At 65.9% G+C, this 15,985-nt stretch carries 12 protein-coding genes; 4 read left to right on the plus strand and 8 right to left on the minus strand.

What is annotated here, in order from left to right; all coding sequences use genetic code 11:
* Positions 1 to 31 precede the first annotated feature (31 nt).
* Complete coding sequence (gene pcaG / locus BRSPCE3_RS31610) at positions 32 to 631, minus strand: protocatechuate 3,4-dioxygenase subunit alpha (protein ID WP_244070350.1); 600 nt, start codon at positions 629 to 631, stop codon at positions 32 to 34.
* Positions 632 to 1,333, minus strand: coding sequence for a protocatechuate 3,4-dioxygenase subunit beta (gene pcaH / locus BRSPCE3_RS31615; RefSeq protein WP_244070352.1), 702 nt, complete (start codon positions 1,331 to 1,333; stop codon positions 632 to 634).
* Between the two features lie 159 nt (positions 1,334 to 1,492).
* Here pcaH and BRSPCE3_RS31620 point away from each other — a divergent pair, with 159 nt between their 5' ends.
* A complete protein-coding gene (locus BRSPCE3_RS31620) occupies positions 1,493 to 2,485 on the plus strand; it encodes a LysR family transcriptional regulator (protein ID WP_244070354.1) in 993 nt (330 codons plus the stop codon).
* 363 nt (positions 2,486 to 2,848) lie between these two features.
* Entirely contained in the window at positions 2,849 to 4,132 is a 1,284-nt protein-coding gene (locus BRSPCE3_RS31625; protein WP_244070356.1) for an MFS transporter, read from the plus strand.
* A gap of 22 nt (positions 4,133 to 4,154) precedes the next feature.
* Here BRSPCE3_RS31625 and pcaF read toward each other — a convergent pair whose 3' ends face one another.
* Positions 4,155 to 5,363 carry a 3-oxoadipyl-CoA thiolase gene (gene pcaF / locus BRSPCE3_RS31630; RefSeq protein WP_244070358.1) on the minus strand — a complete coding sequence of 403 codons (1,209 nt, stop codon included), beginning with the start codon at positions 5,361 to 5,363 and terminating at the stop codon, positions 4,155 to 4,157.
* Between the two features lie 314 nt (positions 5,364 to 5,677).
* On the opposite strand from pcaF, the gene mutS reads away from it, so the two are divergent.
* Positions 5,678 to 8,404 (plus strand): DNA mismatch repair protein MutS, encoded by a 2,727-nt coding sequence (mutS, locus tag BRSPCE3_RS31635; protein WP_244070361.1) that lies wholly within the window; start codon positions 5,678 to 5,680, stop codon positions 8,402 to 8,404.
* Between the two features lie 191 nt (positions 8,405 to 8,595).
* Here mutS and BRSPCE3_RS31640 read toward each other — a convergent pair whose 3' ends face one another.
* The 5 genes from BRSPCE3_RS31640 to BRSPCE3_RS31660 all read right to left on the minus strand — a co-directional run bounded on the left by BRSPCE3_RS31640 (position 8,596) and on the right by BRSPCE3_RS31660 (position 12,910).
* Positions 8,596 to 9,396, minus strand: coding sequence for a hypothetical protein (locus tag BRSPCE3_RS31640; RefSeq protein ID WP_244070362.1), 801 nt, complete (start codon positions 9,394 to 9,396; stop codon positions 8,596 to 8,598).
* A 141-nt stretch (positions 9,397 to 9,537) separates the two neighbouring features.
* Positions 9,538 to 10,047 (minus strand): OsmC family protein, encoded by a 510-nt coding sequence (locus BRSPCE3_RS31645; protein WP_100951020.1) that lies wholly within the window; start codon positions 10,045 to 10,047, stop codon positions 9,538 to 9,540.
* A gap of 58 nt (positions 10,048 to 10,105) precedes the next feature.
* Positions 10,106 to 10,891, minus strand: coding sequence for an ABC transporter ATP-binding protein (locus BRSPCE3_RS31650; RefSeq protein WP_244070364.1), 786 nt, complete (start codon positions 10,889 to 10,891; stop codon positions 10,106 to 10,108).
* The gene (locus BRSPCE3_RS31655) at positions 10,891 to 11,727 is read right to left on the minus strand and encodes an ABC transporter permease (RefSeq protein WP_244070652.1); all 837 of its coding nucleotides are present in this window, start codon (positions 11,725 to 11,727) and stop codon (positions 10,891 to 10,893) included. Before BRSPCE3_RS31655 ends, BRSPCE3_RS31650 begins: the two co-directional genes overlap by 1 nt.
* A gap of 208 nt (positions 11,728 to 11,935) precedes the next feature.
* Positions 11,936 to 12,910 carry an aliphatic sulfonate ABC transporter substrate-binding protein gene (locus BRSPCE3_RS31660; protein ID WP_244070366.1) on the minus strand — a complete coding sequence of 325 codons (975 nt, stop codon included), beginning with the start codon at positions 12,908 to 12,910 and terminating at the stop codon, positions 11,936 to 11,938.
* Between the two features lie 198 nt (positions 12,911 to 13,108).
* Between BRSPCE3_RS31660 and BRSPCE3_RS31665 the strand changes: the two genes are divergently transcribed.
* Entirely contained in the window at positions 13,109 to 15,901 is a 2,793-nt protein-coding gene (locus BRSPCE3_RS31665) for a [protein-PII] uridylyltransferase (protein ID WP_244070368.1), read from the plus strand.
* Positions 15,902 to 15,985 lie beyond the last annotated feature (84 nt).

A 15,985-nucleotide genomic window follows, 5' to 3' on the forward strand; every position in this document is an offset into this window, starting at 1 on the left:
CGCGCCGCTCACGGCGCGCGGTCGTGGCCGGCTAGACGTCGAAGAACACCGTCTCGTTGTCGCCCTGCAGATGGACGTCGAAGGTGTAGGTGCCGCCGGCGCCGGCTTTCTTTGCGATCAGGGTGGCGCGGCGATCGGCCGGCACCAGCGCCAGCACGGCATCGGCGGCGTTGCCGGCTTCGTCGTCGAAATAGATCCGCGTGTAGAGATGCAGCAGCATGCCGCGCGCGAACACCGCGAGCACGATGTGCGGCGCCTGCGGCTTGCCGTCGGCGTCCGGCACTGAGCCGGGCTTGATGGTGTCGAACGAATAAGCGCCGCTCTTGTCGGTGCCGGCGCGGCCGAAACCCTTGAACGAGGAGTTCGGCAGCGCGCGCGCATCCTGCGGATCAGAGAAGCGGCCCTGCGCGTCGGCCTGCCAGATCTCCAGCATGCAATCCGGGATCACGGCGCCGTCGCCGTCATAGACCTTGCCCTCGACCCGGATGCGCTCACCGGATGTATCAGGCGTCAGCAGGTTGTTGGTGAAGGCGTCGTTCCATTCGTATTCGCCGTTCGGCGTCAGGCCGTACTTGAAATAGGGACCGACGGTTTGCGAGGGGGTAACTCCATCAGGGCGTTGGTTCGACACTTATTTGGTCTCCATCGGCGTGGCGTTGCGGCCGCGCAGCACGATATCGAAGCGGTAGCACAGCGCCCAATCCGGCTTGGTGTTGTCGAGATCGAACGACGAGATCATCCGCGCCCGCGCCTTCTCATCGGTCACCGAATTGAAGATCGGGTCGAACGGAAACAAGGGATCGCCGGGGAAGTACATCTGCGTGACCAGACGCGAGACGAAGGAATGCCCGAACACGGAGAAGTGGATATGTGCGGGCCGCCATGCATTGTGGTGATTGCCCCATGGATAGGCGCCGGGCTTGATGGTGATGAACCTGTAGTAGCCGTCGGCGTCACTCTGCGTGCGGCCGGCGCCGGTGAAGTTGGGATCGAGCGGCGCCGGATGCTGGTCGACGACATGGATGTAGCGGCCGCAGGCATTGGCCTGCCACAGCTCGACCAGCGTGTTCGGCACGCCGCGGCCGTCCTCGTCGCGCACATGGCCGTGCACGATGATGCGCTCGCCGAGCGGCTCGCCCTTGGCCTGGATGGTGAGATCGTTGTCGTGCGCGCGCACGGTCTCATGGCCGTAGACCGGCCCGGTCAACTCCGAGAGCGTGTGCCGCATCGGGATCAACGGCTTTTGCGGCGAGCGCTTCACGGTGGAGCGATAATCCGGCGACAGCCGCGCCGGATGGGCTGCGAGCGATTGCAGCGGGTACAACAAGGTCATGGCGAATTCCTCCACGGGCGCGCAAGCGCGCCTCGCCGCAGATCATTATCGGACACAACCAATTCGGGGAAGGGCTGTTTTTAATGCCCGCAAGAGGCTGTCTTAATTGGACTTTTCGACACGCGATCTGCGGCGACCGGCAGCCGCCAGGGCCGATAGTTGCCAAGGCAAGCTTCTGGCCGCGTCCCGCCCCTTGGAACGAATGTTGCGTTGCCGGAACAACGTGGTGTTCTATTCCGCACTGCATTGGGTGTTGCCCGCATGATCGATATCCGCACGCTGGAGGCGTTCTACTGGGTGGCGCAGCTCGGAGGCTTTGGGCGTGCCGCGACCAAATTGAACACGACACAGCCGGCGATATCGGCGCGGATCGCAACGCTGGAGGCCGAGTATGGCATCCGCCTTCTGGTCCGCGAACGCGGATTGCGGCCTGCACTCACGCCGCTCGGAGCAGCCTTGTTCGACCAGGCGCGGCGCATGCTGGCGCTGCAGGCCGATGTCGTCTCCACGCTGAGCGAGCAACACGGCATGCGCGGTCTGATACGGATTGGCGTCGCCGAGACGATCGTTCATATCCTGCTGCCGGAGCTGCTGCGCCGTCTGCATGTCGAGCACCCCGGGGTGACCCCGAACGTGCAGACCGATGTGTCCGCCAATCTGCGCGAAGCGCTGCGTGGCGGCGAGATCGACTTGGCCTTCATGCTCGGACCGAGCGGAGAAATCACTGCCCAGGAACGCCCGATCTGCTCGCTCGAGCTGGCATGGGCCGCGTCGCCTCGCCTCGAGGTTGGCGGCGCGGCGCTGACGCGCGCCAGCATCGGATCGACGCCGATCCTGATTTACGCCCACAACACTCAGCCTTATGCCGAACTGGTTGCGGCGCTTGCGGATCCGCATTTGCCGGTGGCGCGAATATTTCCCAACAGTTCGCTGGCAACCATCGTCTCCCTGGCGCAGCACGGGATCGGGATCGCCGCCATTCCAGCCGTGGTGATCCGCAGCGAGATCGAATCCGGAACGCTTCGACTGCTGCCGTCGACCATCCAATTGCCGAAACTGAACTTCATTGCCTGCTGGCTCTCCTCCGGCGAGGGATTGCCCGGCGCAATTGCAGCTTTGGCCCGCGATATCCTGGGTCATAACGAAAGCTGATCAGCAGTGATCCATAAAGACGATTTCCAATTTCACGAGCCGGTCATGATGATGTCTCTCTGCACCAGGGAGATTTGGCATGGCCAGGGGCACCTCGAGCGGGCTGATCGAAGCGAGAGCCTCCCATCGGGGCGGCACGCTCAAACCACGACGATGTGCCGCCGAATTCCGCGCAAATGAGCGACGGCCGGCCGCACCTCGATACTCGCTGACGAAATCCGGATCTGTTGTCGGACAGGCCACGCGCCATTTTCGGCGCGGACGACGCTTGCTGATCCCCTTGCTCGCCAACGGCACGCAATCGTCCGGCCGGTGGGCGCGAATTTCAGGCTCTTGGTCAAATCATCAATGGGGGACGGCAACATGTTCGAATGGTACACCGATCTCGGCAAGGACGGCCGACGCACATTCTGGGCCTGCTTCGGCGGATACGCACTGGACGCGCTCGATGTCCAAATCTACAGCATGGCGATACCCGTCCTGATCGGCATCTCGTTCATTACAAAAGCCGAGGCCGGCACCATCGCGACCAGCACGCTGGTGCTTTCGGCGGTCGGCGGCTGGCTGGCCGGCATCATGGCAGACAGGCTGGGGCGGGTAAGAACGCTGCAGATCACCGTGCTGTGGTTTGCCGTCTTCACCGCACTGTGCGGTCTGACCACCGGCTTCTGGGGACTGCTGGTTTGCCGTGGCCTTCAGGGATTGGGATTCGGTGGCGAATGGGCCGCCGGCGCCGTGCTGATCGGTGAAGTCGTCAGCGCGCGCAATCGCGGCAAGGTGGTAGGCTTCGTGCAGGGCTCCTGGGCAGCCGGCTGGGGACTGGCCGTCGTTCTGGCGACGTTGATCCTGACCTTGCTCCCCCAGGACTACGCCTGGCGCTGCCTGTTCCTGATCGGAATCCTGCCGGCAATCTCGACGTTCTTCATTCGACGCCATGTCGACGAGCCGGAAGCCTTCACCAAGGTCCGGAAGGACGTTGGCTCAACGCCCGGCACGCTGGCGATCTTCGGCCCCCATCTGTGGTGGACCACGCTGCGCTGCTCGTTGCTCGCACTCGGCGCGCAGGGCGGCTACTACGCGATCACGACATGGCTGCCGACGTTTCTGCAGGCCGAGCGCCACATCACGGTGATCGGCAGCTTCAGCTATCTGCTGGTGGTCGTGATCGGCAGCTTCTTCGGCTACATCGTCAGCGCCTACCTTAATGACGCGCTCGGCCGCCGGATCGGATTCATCGCATTTGCAATCGGCTCCGGCGCCGTCGTCTACGCCTACACGCACCTTCCGGTGTCGGATGCGATGATGCTGGTGCTGGGCTTCCCGCTCGGCTTCTTCTCGTCGGGGATTTTCAGCGGCATGGGCCCGTTGCTGACCGAGATGTATCCGACCGAGGTGCGGGCTGCCGGGCAGGGCTTCTGCTACAATGTCGGCCGCGGGCTCGCCGCCTTCTTCCCGATGGTGGTCGGGATGGCCGCATCGGCTTTGGGTCTGGGCAACGCAATCGGCATCTTTGCCGCAGGCGCCTACGGCATCGTCCTGCTCGCGGCACTGCTGCTTCCGGAAACCAAGGGGCGCGAATTGTCGTCCTACTCGGACTTCGTCGCGACCGATGTCACGAAGACCGACCTGGTCAAGGTGGGCGCCTGATGGCGCCCACCCGCTTCGCGTTTTAGTTCAGCTTCTCGATCGCGACCGCAACGCCCTGACCGACCCCGACGCACATGGTGGCCAAGGCAAGCTTCCCGCCCCGCTTCTCCATGCCGTGCACGGCGGTCAGCACCAGCCGCGCGCCGCTCATGCCGAGCGGATGGCCGAGCGCGATCGCGCCGCCATGCGGATTGACGAAATCGGCATCTTCCTTGACGCCGAGCTGGCGCAGGCAGGCGATGCCCTGCGAGGCGAAGGCCTCATTGAGCTCAATCAGGTCGAAGTCCGACACCTTGATGCCGAGACGCTCGACCAGCTTCCTGGTCGCCGGCACCGGGCCGATGCCCATGATGCGCGGCGGCACCGCGGCCGAGGCAAGGCCGAGGATTTTTGCACGCGGCGTCAGGCCGTGCTTCTTCACCGCGGCTTCCGAGGCAAGGATCATCGCGGCAGCGCCGTCATTGACGCCGGACGCGTTGCCCGCCGTCACCGTGCCCGGATTGCGTACGATCGGCTTCAGTTTTGCCAATCCTTCGAGCGTGGTCTCCGGACGCGGATGCTCGTCCTTGTCGACGGTGATGGGACCGGCCTTGCCGCCGGGCACCTGGACCGCCACGATCTCCTCGGCGAAATAGCCCGACGCGATCGCCGCGCCCGCGCGCTGCTGCGAGCGGATCGCCATTGCGTCCTGATCGGCGCGCGACACCTGGAATTCCTCGGCGACGTTCTCGCCGGTCTCCGGCATCGCATCGACGCCGTATTGCGCCTTCATCAGCGGATTGATGAAGCGCCAGCCGATCGTGGTGTCGTAGATATCGGACGAGCGCGAGAAGGCTTCCGCGGCCTTGCCCATCACGAACGGCGCGCGCGTCATCGATTCGACGCCGCCAGCGATCGCGAAATCGATCTCGCCGGCGCGGATGGCACGGCCCGCGGCGCCGACCGCATCGAGGCCGGAGGCGCAGAGCCGGTTCAGGGTCTGGCCGGGAACCGACTCCGGCATACCGGCGAGCAAGAGCGCCATGCGCGCCACGTTGCGGTTGTCCTCGCCGGCCTGGTTGGCACAGCCGAAATAGACCTCGTCGACCTCGTTCCAATTGATGGTCGGGTGCTTGGCCATCAGCGCCTTGATCGGGGCTGCGGCGAGATCGTCGGCGCGCACCTTGGCGAGCGAACCGCCGAAACGGCCGATCGGGGTCCGGACGGCATCGCAAATGAACACATCACGCATTGAATCTCTCCCTGAATGCCGCGACTTAGGCGCTGGATCGGCTGGAACTTGGGGGGAGTTTTAGGAGCGTGCCCCCGGCAGGTCAATTGACGCGGCTGCGCGCCCTGCACGCATTACCGTGAGGGCTGTCATAAAGGCCCCGTGGACAGGGTGGAAAACTCCGCCTTCGCGGATAGGACCGCATGGCGAAATTCTGTAGTTTTCGCCCCCTGGAGCCCTGACGGTTCTGATGAAATCAGAATCGGGCTCCAGATTCTTCTTTGGACGCGTTTTCTTCACGCGAACCGGTGCCCACTTCTCTTGAAAACGCTTCGATGACCATTCAGCAGCCGATCCCCGTTCCGCCCGAAGCCACCGCCGCCGAGGCGCCGTCGCGCGTCACGCCGATGATGGAACAGTATCTGGAGATCAAGGCCGCCCACCCCGGCCTGCTGCTGTTCTACCGGATGGGCGATTTCTACGAGCTGTTCTTCGAAGACGCCGAGATCGCTTCGAAGACGCTCGGCATCGTGCTGACCAAGCGCGGCAAGCACCAGGGCATCGACATCCCGATGTGCGGCGTGCCGGTCGAGCGCTCCGAGGACTACCTGCATCGGCTGATCGGCGCCGGGCATCGCGTCGCGGTGTGCGAGCAGACCGAAAATCCCGCGGAGGCGAAAGCCCGCGGCAACAAGAGCGTGGTCCGCCGCGGCGTGGTGCGGTTGGTGACGCCGGGCACCCTGACTGAAGACAATCTGCTCGACGCCCGCACCAACAATTACCTGATCGCGATCGCGCGCGCCCGCGGCTCGGCCGGCGCGGATCGCCTTGGCCTTGCCTGGATCGACATCTCGACCTCCGAATTCATGGTGACGGAGTGCGCGACCGCGGAGCTCGCGGCCACGCTGGCGCGCATCAATCCGAACGAGGCCATCGTCACCGATGCGCTGTACAGCGATAATGAACTGGCGCCGACCTTGCGCGAGCTGCCGTCAGTGACGCCGCTGACCCGCGACGTGTTCGACAGCGCCACCGCGGAGCGGCGGCTGTGCGACTATTTCGCGGTCGCGACCATGGATGGCCTGTCGGCGATGTCGCGGCTGGAAGCGACCGCGGCGGCGGCGGCCGTCACCTATATCGACCGCACCCAGGTCGGCAAGCGTCCACCGCTGTCGCCGCCGGCGCGCGAGGCCGCCGGCACCACGATGGCGATCGATCCGGCGACCCGCGCCAACCTCGAACTGACGCGCACGCTCGGCGGCGAGCGCCGCGGCTCGCTGCTCGATGCGATCGACTGCACCGTGACCGCGGCCGGCTCGCGGCTGTTGGCGCAGCGCCTTGCCGCACCGCTCACCGATGTCGCCGTGATCGCGCGACGGCTCGATGCCGTCTCGGCTTTCGTCGCGGATTCCGCCGCGCGCGAGGACGTCAGGACGGTGCTGCGCGCGGCGCCCGACATGTCGCGCGCGCTGGCGCGGCTCTCGGTCGGCCGCGGCGGTCCGCGCGATCTCGCCAGCCTGCGCGACGGCATCCTGGCCGCCGACCAGGCGCTGGAGCTGCTGGCCCAGCTTGCCAATCCGCCGGCCGAGGTGTCGACCGTGATGGCGGCGTTGCGGCGCCCCTCGCGCGATCTGGCACAGGAGTTTTCCCGCGCACTCTCCGAGCAGCTGCCGCTGATCAAGCGCGACGGCGGCTTCGTCCGCGAAGGCTATGAAGCCGCGCTCGACGAGAGCCGCAATCTGCGCGACGCCTCGCGGCTGGTCGTCGCCGCGATGCAGGCGCGCTACGCCGAGGATACCGGCATCAAGACGCTGAAGATCCGGCACAACAACGTGCTCGGCTATTTCGTCGAGGTCACCGCGCAGCACGGCGACAAGCTGTTCGCTCCGCCGCTGAACGCGACCTTCATCCATCGCCAGACGCTGGCCGGACAGGTTCGATTCACGACGGCAGAGCTCGGCGAGACCGAGGCCAAGATCGCCAATGCCGGCGAGCGCGCGCTCAATCTCGAGCTCGAGATCTTCGAGCGGCTCAGTGCGATGGCGCTCGCCGCCAGCGACGATCTGCGCAACGCCGCGCATGCCTTTGCGATGCTCGACGTCGCGACCTCGCTGGCGAAGCTTGCGATCGACGACAATTACGTGCGGCCCGATGTCGACGGCTCGCTCGGCTTCGCGATCGAGGGCGGCCGCCATCCGGTGGTCGAGCAAGCGCTGAAGCGCGACGGCCAGCCGTTCATCGCCAATGCCTGCGATCTCTCTCCGGCGCCGGGACAGAAATCCGGCCAGCTCTGGCTGATCACCGGTCCGAACATGGCGGGTAAATCGACCTTCCTGCGCCAGAACGCGCTGATCGCACTCTTGGCACAGATCGGCTCCTACGTGCCGGCATCGCGGGCGCGGCTCGGCATCGTCGACCGGCTGTTCTCGCGCGTCGGTGCCGCCGACGATCTGGCGCGCGGACGCTCGACCTTCATGGTCGAGATGGTCGAGACCGCCGTGATCCTGAATCAGGCGAGCGAGCGGTCGCTGGTGATCCTCGACGAGATCGGCCGCGGCACCGCGACCTTCGACGGCCTGTCGATTGCCTGGGCCGCGATCGAGCACCTGCACGAGAGCAATCGCTGCCGCACCCTCTTTGCCACCCACTACCACGAGCTGACGGCGCTCTCGGCGAAACTGCCGCGGATGTTCAACGCCACGGTGCGGGTCAAGGAGTGGCAGGGCGACGTCGTGTTCCTGCACGAGGTGCTGCCGGGCTCCGCCGACCGGTCCTACGGCATCCAGGTCGCCAAGCTCGCCGGCCTGCCGCCCGCCGTGATCACGCGCGCCAAATCGGTGCTGGCGAAACTCGAGGCCCAGGACCGCGGCCAGACCGCGCGCGCTCTGGCCGACGACCTGCCGCTGTTCGCCGTCCCCTCCCGCGCCGCCAGTGAGGACAAGCCGCCGAGCGAAGCGGATCTGCTGATCGAAGCGGTCAAAGCACTGCACCCCGACGAGATGTCGCCACGCGAGGCGCTGGACGCGCTGTATGCGTTGCGGGCGAAATTGCCGAAGCAGTAGGCCGTAGCCCGGATGCAGCGCAGCGAAATCCGGGAAACTCTCTCCGTTGCACGACTGCCCCCGGATTGCGCTGCGCTTCATCCGGGCTACGGGTGCCTCACCCGTCATTGCGAGCGAAGCGAAGCAATCCATCGCTCCACATGCGCGGCAGGATGGATTGCTTCGTCGCTGCGCTCCTCGCAATGACGCGGTTACGCCTTCACGGCTTTCCTCCGGCCGAGTTGCCACAGCGCCAGATTCCACACGATGCAGGTGGCGAGCGCGCACGAGAGCCCGATCGCTGAGCCGAATTGCGCGACCGCGACATGCAGCACGGCGATGCCGAGTCCGAAGCCGAGCAGGCCCCAGGCGCTGTTGGCGAGCACGGCGGCGGTGGCGGGGCCGCCGATGCGCGGGTGCAGGATCAGCATCATCGAGGAAAACACGATCGGAAACAGCGCGATCACGCCGGTGACGCGCGGACCGACCCAGGTCGACGCGGTGACGACGGTGCCGACTAGGCTCGCCACCAGCGCGGCGCGCAGCGGGATGTCGTACCAGCGCCGCGCGATCAGCGGCATCTTGGCGACGTGCCGATACGGCTTGAGCAGCGGAATGCAGATCGCAAACGCGATGGCGTTGAGGATCAGCCCGCCGGTTAGCGTCCAGGCGAACTGACGGATGATGGTGCCGAGCACGAGCCACAACGCGATCGCGGACCCCGCGCTGATCCACATGCTGAAACGCTGCGCCAGCACCGCATAAATGAGGCCCATGAAGATCGTCGCGGCGTTGACCGGCAGGCTCGACAGCGCGCCCTCGGCGATGAAGGCGGCGTCATGGTCGAGCGCGAGGAAGGTATAGGACGGCCCGGCCGAGATCGGCAGGGTTGCGATCAATGCGCCGATCACCGGCCCCGACCGCTCCGTGATGATCGACGCGCTGACCACGAACGCTGCCGCAACCGCCATGCGCAGCACGAGGAGCAGGATGAAGTGGAGTTCGGGGGACATCGGGTGTCGTCCCGGCGAAGGCCGGGACCCATAACAACGACTATTCGTGGGGAGCGAAAGCCGTTGGACAGCGAAGCTTGAATCGAGAAGGCACGGCGTATGGGTCCCGGCTTTCGCCGGGACGACACCGATTAAATCCGGCTAGACCCGCTGCATCGTCACCGACACCTTCGGGCCGTTCTTGATGGTCTGATAGACCACGCAATAGCGCTCGGTGAGTTTCAGCAAGAGATCGAGCTTGTCCTGCGGCGCGTCGGTGCCGACGTCGAAGCGCAGACGGATCTCGCGGAAGCCGACCGGGGCCTCCTTGTCGACGCCGAGCGTGCCGCGGAAATCGAGATCGCCCTCGGCGAACACGTTGCCGACCTTCAGCGGCACCTCGACGGCGGTCGCGACCGATTTCAGCGTGACGCCGGCGCAGGCGACCAGTGCTTCCAGCAGCATATCGCCGGAGCAGAGCTCGAGCCCGGAGCCGCCGGTGGCGGGATGCAGGCCGGCGACCGCGAGCGCGCGGCCGGTTTCGACCTTGCAGGAAAGGCTTTCGTTGTCGATCGTGCCCTTGGCCTTCAACGTGATCACGGCGGCCTGGGGGTCGGTTTTGTAGCGCTCCTTGATCGGAGCCTGCATTGCGCGGAGTTCGGCGGAGTCCATGGGTCTGCTCCCGGCTATTCTTCTTAGCCTCTCGATGTAAGGCCTTACCGCGCCGATGTCACCACCACATCGCCTCGCCGGCGCTGGATTTGTCCGTGACCTCACGCACCTGCCGGTCCAGCGAGCGGTCGAGCGCGGTTAGCACGCGGCGCTTGAAGGTGTCGAACAGCTCGGATTTGCGGTCGCGCGGCCGCGCCAGATTGATGGTGATCGCCTCGAACAGCCGACCCGGCCGCGGCCGCATCACCAAGACGCGATCGGCCAGCACCACGGCTTCGTCGACATCATGGGTGACCAGGATCAAGGTCGGGCGCGCGTCGGCCCAGAGATCGAGCAGATGGTCCTGCAAATCGCGCCGCGTGAAGGCATCGAGCGCCGAGAACGGCTCGTCGAGCAGCAGCACTTCGGGCTGCGGCACCAGCGCACGGGCGATCGCGACCCGCTGCGCCTGTCCACCGGAGAGTTCGCGCGGCCAGGCGGCTGCCTTATCGGCGAGACCGACGCGGGCCAGCGCCGCCGTCACCCGTTCGCGCCTGATCTCGGCCGGAAGATCGGCGAGGCCGAAGCCGATATTATCGGCGACGCTGAGCCAGGGCAGCAGCCGCGGCTCCTGGAAGATGATGCCGATCTTGGCGTGAGGCGATGTGATCGGCGCATTGTCGAGCGTCACGCTGCCGGTAGAGGCGCGATCGAGGCCGGCGATGGCGCGCAGCAAGGTCGACTTGCCGCACCCGGAGCCGCCGATGATCGCGATGATCTCGCCGGGCGCGATCTCGGCCGAGAACCGCTCCAGCGCGTGCACACCGTTCGGATAGGTCTTGCCGACCTCTTTCAGCGCCAGCATCACTGCCCTCCCCGCGCGCCGAACGCGTCCTGCCAGCGCAGCAGCGGCGCGGCGGCAACCTCGATCAGCCAGTCGGTCGTCTTGCCGAGGATCGCGAAGATCACGATCGCGGCGAGGATCTGCGCCGGCTTGCCGAGCTGCTGGCCGTCGGTCAGGAGATAGCCGAGGCCCTCGGAGGCGCCCATGAATTCGGCGGCGACCACGAACATCCACCCCAAACCGAGCCCGACCCGCAGCGACACCACATAGGCCGGCAGCACCGCGGGCAGCAGGATACGGCGTATCATCGCAAAGCCGGACAGGCGGAACACGCGGCCGACCTCGACCACCTTGCGATCGACCGACAGGATCGCGCCCATCACGCCGAGATAGACCGGAAAGAACACGCCGACCGCGATCAGCGCGACCTTCGAGGTCTCGAAAATGCCGAGCCACAGGATGAACAGCGGAACCCAGGCAATCGAGGGGATCGCGCGCAAGGCCTGTACGGTCGGATCGAGCAGCCGGCGCGCGAAATTCCAGTAACCGGAGATCGCACCCATGATGGTGCCGGCGACGACGCCGAGCGCAAAGCCCGCGCCGACCCGTCCCAGCGTCGCCAGGATATGGCGCAACAGCTCGCCGCTGCCGGCAAGCGCCACGATGGTCTCGAACACCTTCGACGGCGGCGGCACCAGGCGGCCGTTGGAATAGCCTGATGCAACCACCAGTTCCCAGCCCAGCGCGAGCGTGACCGGCACCGCGAGCCCGAGCACCGGCCGCGCAAGGCGCGACCACCGCGCCGACGCGGTCTCCGGCGTGGCCGTCTGTTCCAGCGCGGGCAGGTCAACGGTCATGGCCATAGCAAGAACGACTCTTCGCGGGGAATGCAAGGTGGGGGGCCCCCTCCCTTCTCCCCTTGTGGGAGAAGGTGTCGCAAACGAAGTTTGCGACGGATGAGGGGTTCTTTCGGCTTGCGAGATCGCGCCGTGTGGAGAAAACCCCTCACCCGGCTTCGCTGCGCGAAGCCACCCTCTCCCACAAGAGGAGAGGGTGCAGCGGTGGCTAGTTGGTCGGCAGCGGGACCTGGTCGTCGATCAGCGAATCCAGCGCGGCCTTCACGTCGGTCTTGGCATCCATCACGCCGGCCTGCTGCAGCGCGAGGCCGGCGGCCAAAATCGACTCCCGCTGCGGGGTGCCGATCCGGCTGTGGGTCAGCTCGGTGCGCTCCTTGAGCTGCTTGTCGACCACGGCATCCGGCAGTTTCGTCACCGCGATGAAGGTCTTCTTCAGCTCGTCATAATTGGCCAGCGAATATTTCCGCGCTTCCTCGTAGGTGGCGAGCACGCGGCGAACGATATCCGGATGTGCTTTCAAAAACGCCTCGCGGACATTGAGGATGCCCCAGGTGTTGGCGTCGGCCTTGCGGTAGAACAGCTTGGCACCGTCCTCGACCTCGGCCTGCGCCATCATCGGGTCGAGACCGGCCCATGCGTCGACATCGCCGCGGATCAGCGCGGTCTTGCCGTCGGCGTGCTGCAGCAGCACCGGGGTGATGTCCTTCTCGGTCAGGCCGGCGCCGAGCAGCGCGCGGACCAGAAAGATGTGCGGATCGGTGCCGCGCGTCACCGCGACGCGCTTGCCCTTGAGATCGGCGACCGAGGCGATCTTGGAGTCCTTGGTGGTGACCAGCGCGGTCCATTCCGGGCGCGAGTAGACATAGATCGACTTGATCGGGTTGCCGTTGATCCGGGCGACCAAAGCGGCCGAGCCCGCGGTCGAGCCGAGATCGATCGAGCCGGCGTTGAGGAATTCCAGCGCCTTGTTGGAGCCGGCCGACTGCACCCAGACGATGCTGATGCCGTCCTTGGCGAACTCCTTCTCCAAGAGGCCCTTCTGCTTCAGGACCATCGACACCGGATTGTAGGTCGCCCAGTCGATCCGGATCTCCTTCAGCGCGTCCGCAGCAAGCGCCGCGCCGGGCAGCAAGGTGGAGACCGCGAGCAGCGTCGCGAAAGCGCGCCGGGAAAATTTCTGCATTGGTCGATCTCCTTCTGTTGATTAATAAACGGTCTTTTAATTCAATGAGTTAGCCTTGCGGTCAACGAGAAAATCTCTACCCTTTACGAGATGGCGCGAGAACGATCTTGCGCAAAGCGCGATTGAGAGAGCATGGAGCTGCTGTCCTTATACTTTGGTCCGTGACAGCAACAGCTCCGTCCGATATCGGATGAACGTATGGACAGCGTCGTAGCCGAAGTCCGCCCTGAAGCGGATGATCGTTTCGAGACCGAGCGGATCACCGCGGCGGTCAATGCACTCGCCGAACAGCATGCCGGCCGCGAGGACCAGTTCCGCGCCGCGATGGCGCAACTGCTCAAGGCCGAGCTGATCGCGGCGCGCGCCACCGCGCAGGCGCTGCTGCTGAAGGATCGCCACGGCCGGCGTTGCGCCGAACGGCTCTGCTTCGTGCAGGACGAGATCATCCGCATCCTCTATGCGGCGGCGACACGGCATCTCTACCACTCGCCGATCCCCTCGGGCGCCGAGCGCATGGCCGTGGTCGCGACCGGCGGCTATGGCCGCGGGCTGATGGCGCCGGAATCCGACATCGATCTGTTGTTCATCCTGCCCTACAAGCAGACCGCCTGGGGCGAGCAGGTCGCCGAAGCCATCCTCTATTGCCTGTGGGACATGGGGTTGAAGGTCGGCCACGCCACCCGCTCGGTCGATGAATCGATCCGCCAGGCGCGCGGCGACATGACGATCCGCACCGCGATCCTCGAGACCCGGTTCCTGACCGGCGACCAGCCGCTCTATGACGAACTGGTCGAGCGCTTCGACAAGGAGGTGGTGCAGGGCACCGCGGCGGAGTTCGTCACCGCAAAGCTCGCCGAGCGCGAGGAGCGGCATCGCCGCGCCGGCCAGTCACGCTATCTGGTCGAGCCCAACGTCAAGGACGGCAAGGGCGGCCTGCGCGACCTGCACACGCTGTTCTGGATCGCCAAATACGTCTACCGCGTGCGCGAGACCGATGAGCTGCTGGAGCGCGGCGTGTTCGACGCGCAGGAATACCGCACCTTCCGCCGCTGCGCCGACTTCCTGTGGTCGGTGCGCTGCAATCTGCACTTCTTCGCCGGACGCGCCGAGGAGCGGCTCTCGTTCGACATGCAGCGCGAGATCGCGGTCCGGCTCGGCTACACGTCGCATCCCGGCATGCAGGACGTCGAGCGCTTCATGAAGCACTACTTCCTGATCGCCAAAGACGTCGGCGACCTCACCGCGATCCTGTGCGCCAAGCTCGAGGAGGAGCACAACAAGCCGGCGCCGGTGTTGAGCCGCATGGTGGCGCGGCTGCGGCCCGGCACCAAGCGGCGGCGGGTTAACGGCAGCGACGACTTCATCGTCGACAACAACCGCATCAACCTCGCCGCGCCTGATGTCTTCAAGCATGACCCGGTCAATCTGATCCGGATCTTCCGCCTCGCGCAGCAGAACAACCTCGCCTTCCATCCCGACGCGATGCGCACCGTGACGCGCTCGCTGAAGCTGATCAACACCCAGCTTCGCGACAGCGAGGAAGCCAACCGCCTGTTCATGGAGATCCTGACCTCTGACAACGCGGAAACCGTGCTGCGTCGGATGAACGAGACCGGCGTGCTCGGCCATTTCATCCGCGCCTTCGGCAAGATCGTGTCGATGATGCAGTTCAACATGTACCACCATTATACGGTGGACGAGCATCTGATCCGCTGCATCGGATTCCTGCAGGACATCGAGCGCGGCGGCAACGAGGAGTTCACGGTCGCCAGCGACCTGTTCCGCAAGATCCGTCCCGAGCACCGCCCGGTGATCTATATCGCCACCCTGCTGCACGACATCGCCAAGGGCCGGCCGGAAGACCATTCGATCGCCGGCGCCAAGGTGGCGCGGCGGCTGTGCCCGCGGCTCGGCTTCTCCGCCGCCGACACCGAACTGGTGGCGTGGCTGATCGAGGAGCACCTGACGATGTCGACGGTGGCGCAATCGCGCGACCTGTCGGACCGCAAGACGATCGAGAATTTCGCCGCCGTGGTGCAGTCGGTCGAGCAGATGAAGCTGCTCACGATCCTGACCACCGCCGACATCCGCGGCGTCGGCCCCGGCGTCTGGAACGGCTGGAAGGCGCAGCTGCTGCGCACGCTGTATTACGAGACCGAGCCGGTGCTGACCGGCGGCTTCTCGGAGGTCAATCGCGCCCAGCGCATCGCGGTGGCGCAGGCCGAATTCCGCCGCGCCTTCACCGAATGGCCGGAGACCGAGCTCAACGCCTATATCGGCCGGCACTATCCGGCCTACTGGCTCAAGGTCGAGCTGCCGCGCAAGATCCGCCAGGCGCGCTTCATCCGAGCCAGCGAACAGGCCGGCCACAAGCTCGCGATCAATGTCGGCTTCGACGAGATCCGCGCCGTCACCGAGCTCACGATCCTGGCGACCGACCATCCCTGGCTGCTGTCGATCATCGCCGGCGCCTGTGCGTCGGCCGGCGCCAACATCGTCGACGCGCAGATCTACACCACGACCGACGGCCGCGCGCTCGACACCATCTCGATCTCGCGCGAATACGACCGCGACGAAGACGAGGGCCGCCGCGCCACCAGAATCGGCGAGATGATCGAGCACGTGCTGGAGGGCAAGCTCAGGCTGCCCGAGGCGGTGGCCAAGCGCGCGGTGCGCAGCAAGGCGCGGCCGTTCGTCGTCGAGCCCGAGGTCACGATCAACAACCAGTGGTCCGACCGCTACACCGTGATCGAGGTCTCCGGCCTCGACCGGCCCGGCCTGCTCTACCAGCTCACCACCGCGATCTCGAAGCTCAACCTCAACATCGCATCCGCCCATGTCGCGACGTTCGGCGAACGTGCCCGCGACGTGTTCTACGTCACCGACCTGCTCGGCGCCCAGATCACGGCGCCGACCCGGCAGGCCGCGATCAAGAGCGCGCTGCTGCATCTGCTGTCGAGCGAGGACCAGGCGGCGAAGCCGGCGGCGTGAGGCCGACTCCTCCACTCGTCATTCCGGGGCGGCCCGCAGGGCCGAGCCGGGAATCCATCAAGCCGCAGCACATGCGGCACGATG

Source organism: Bradyrhizobium sp. Ce-3 (assembly GCF_022835695.1).
GTDB lineage: Bacteria > Pseudomonadota > Alphaproteobacteria > Rhizobiales > Xanthobacteraceae > Bradyrhizobium.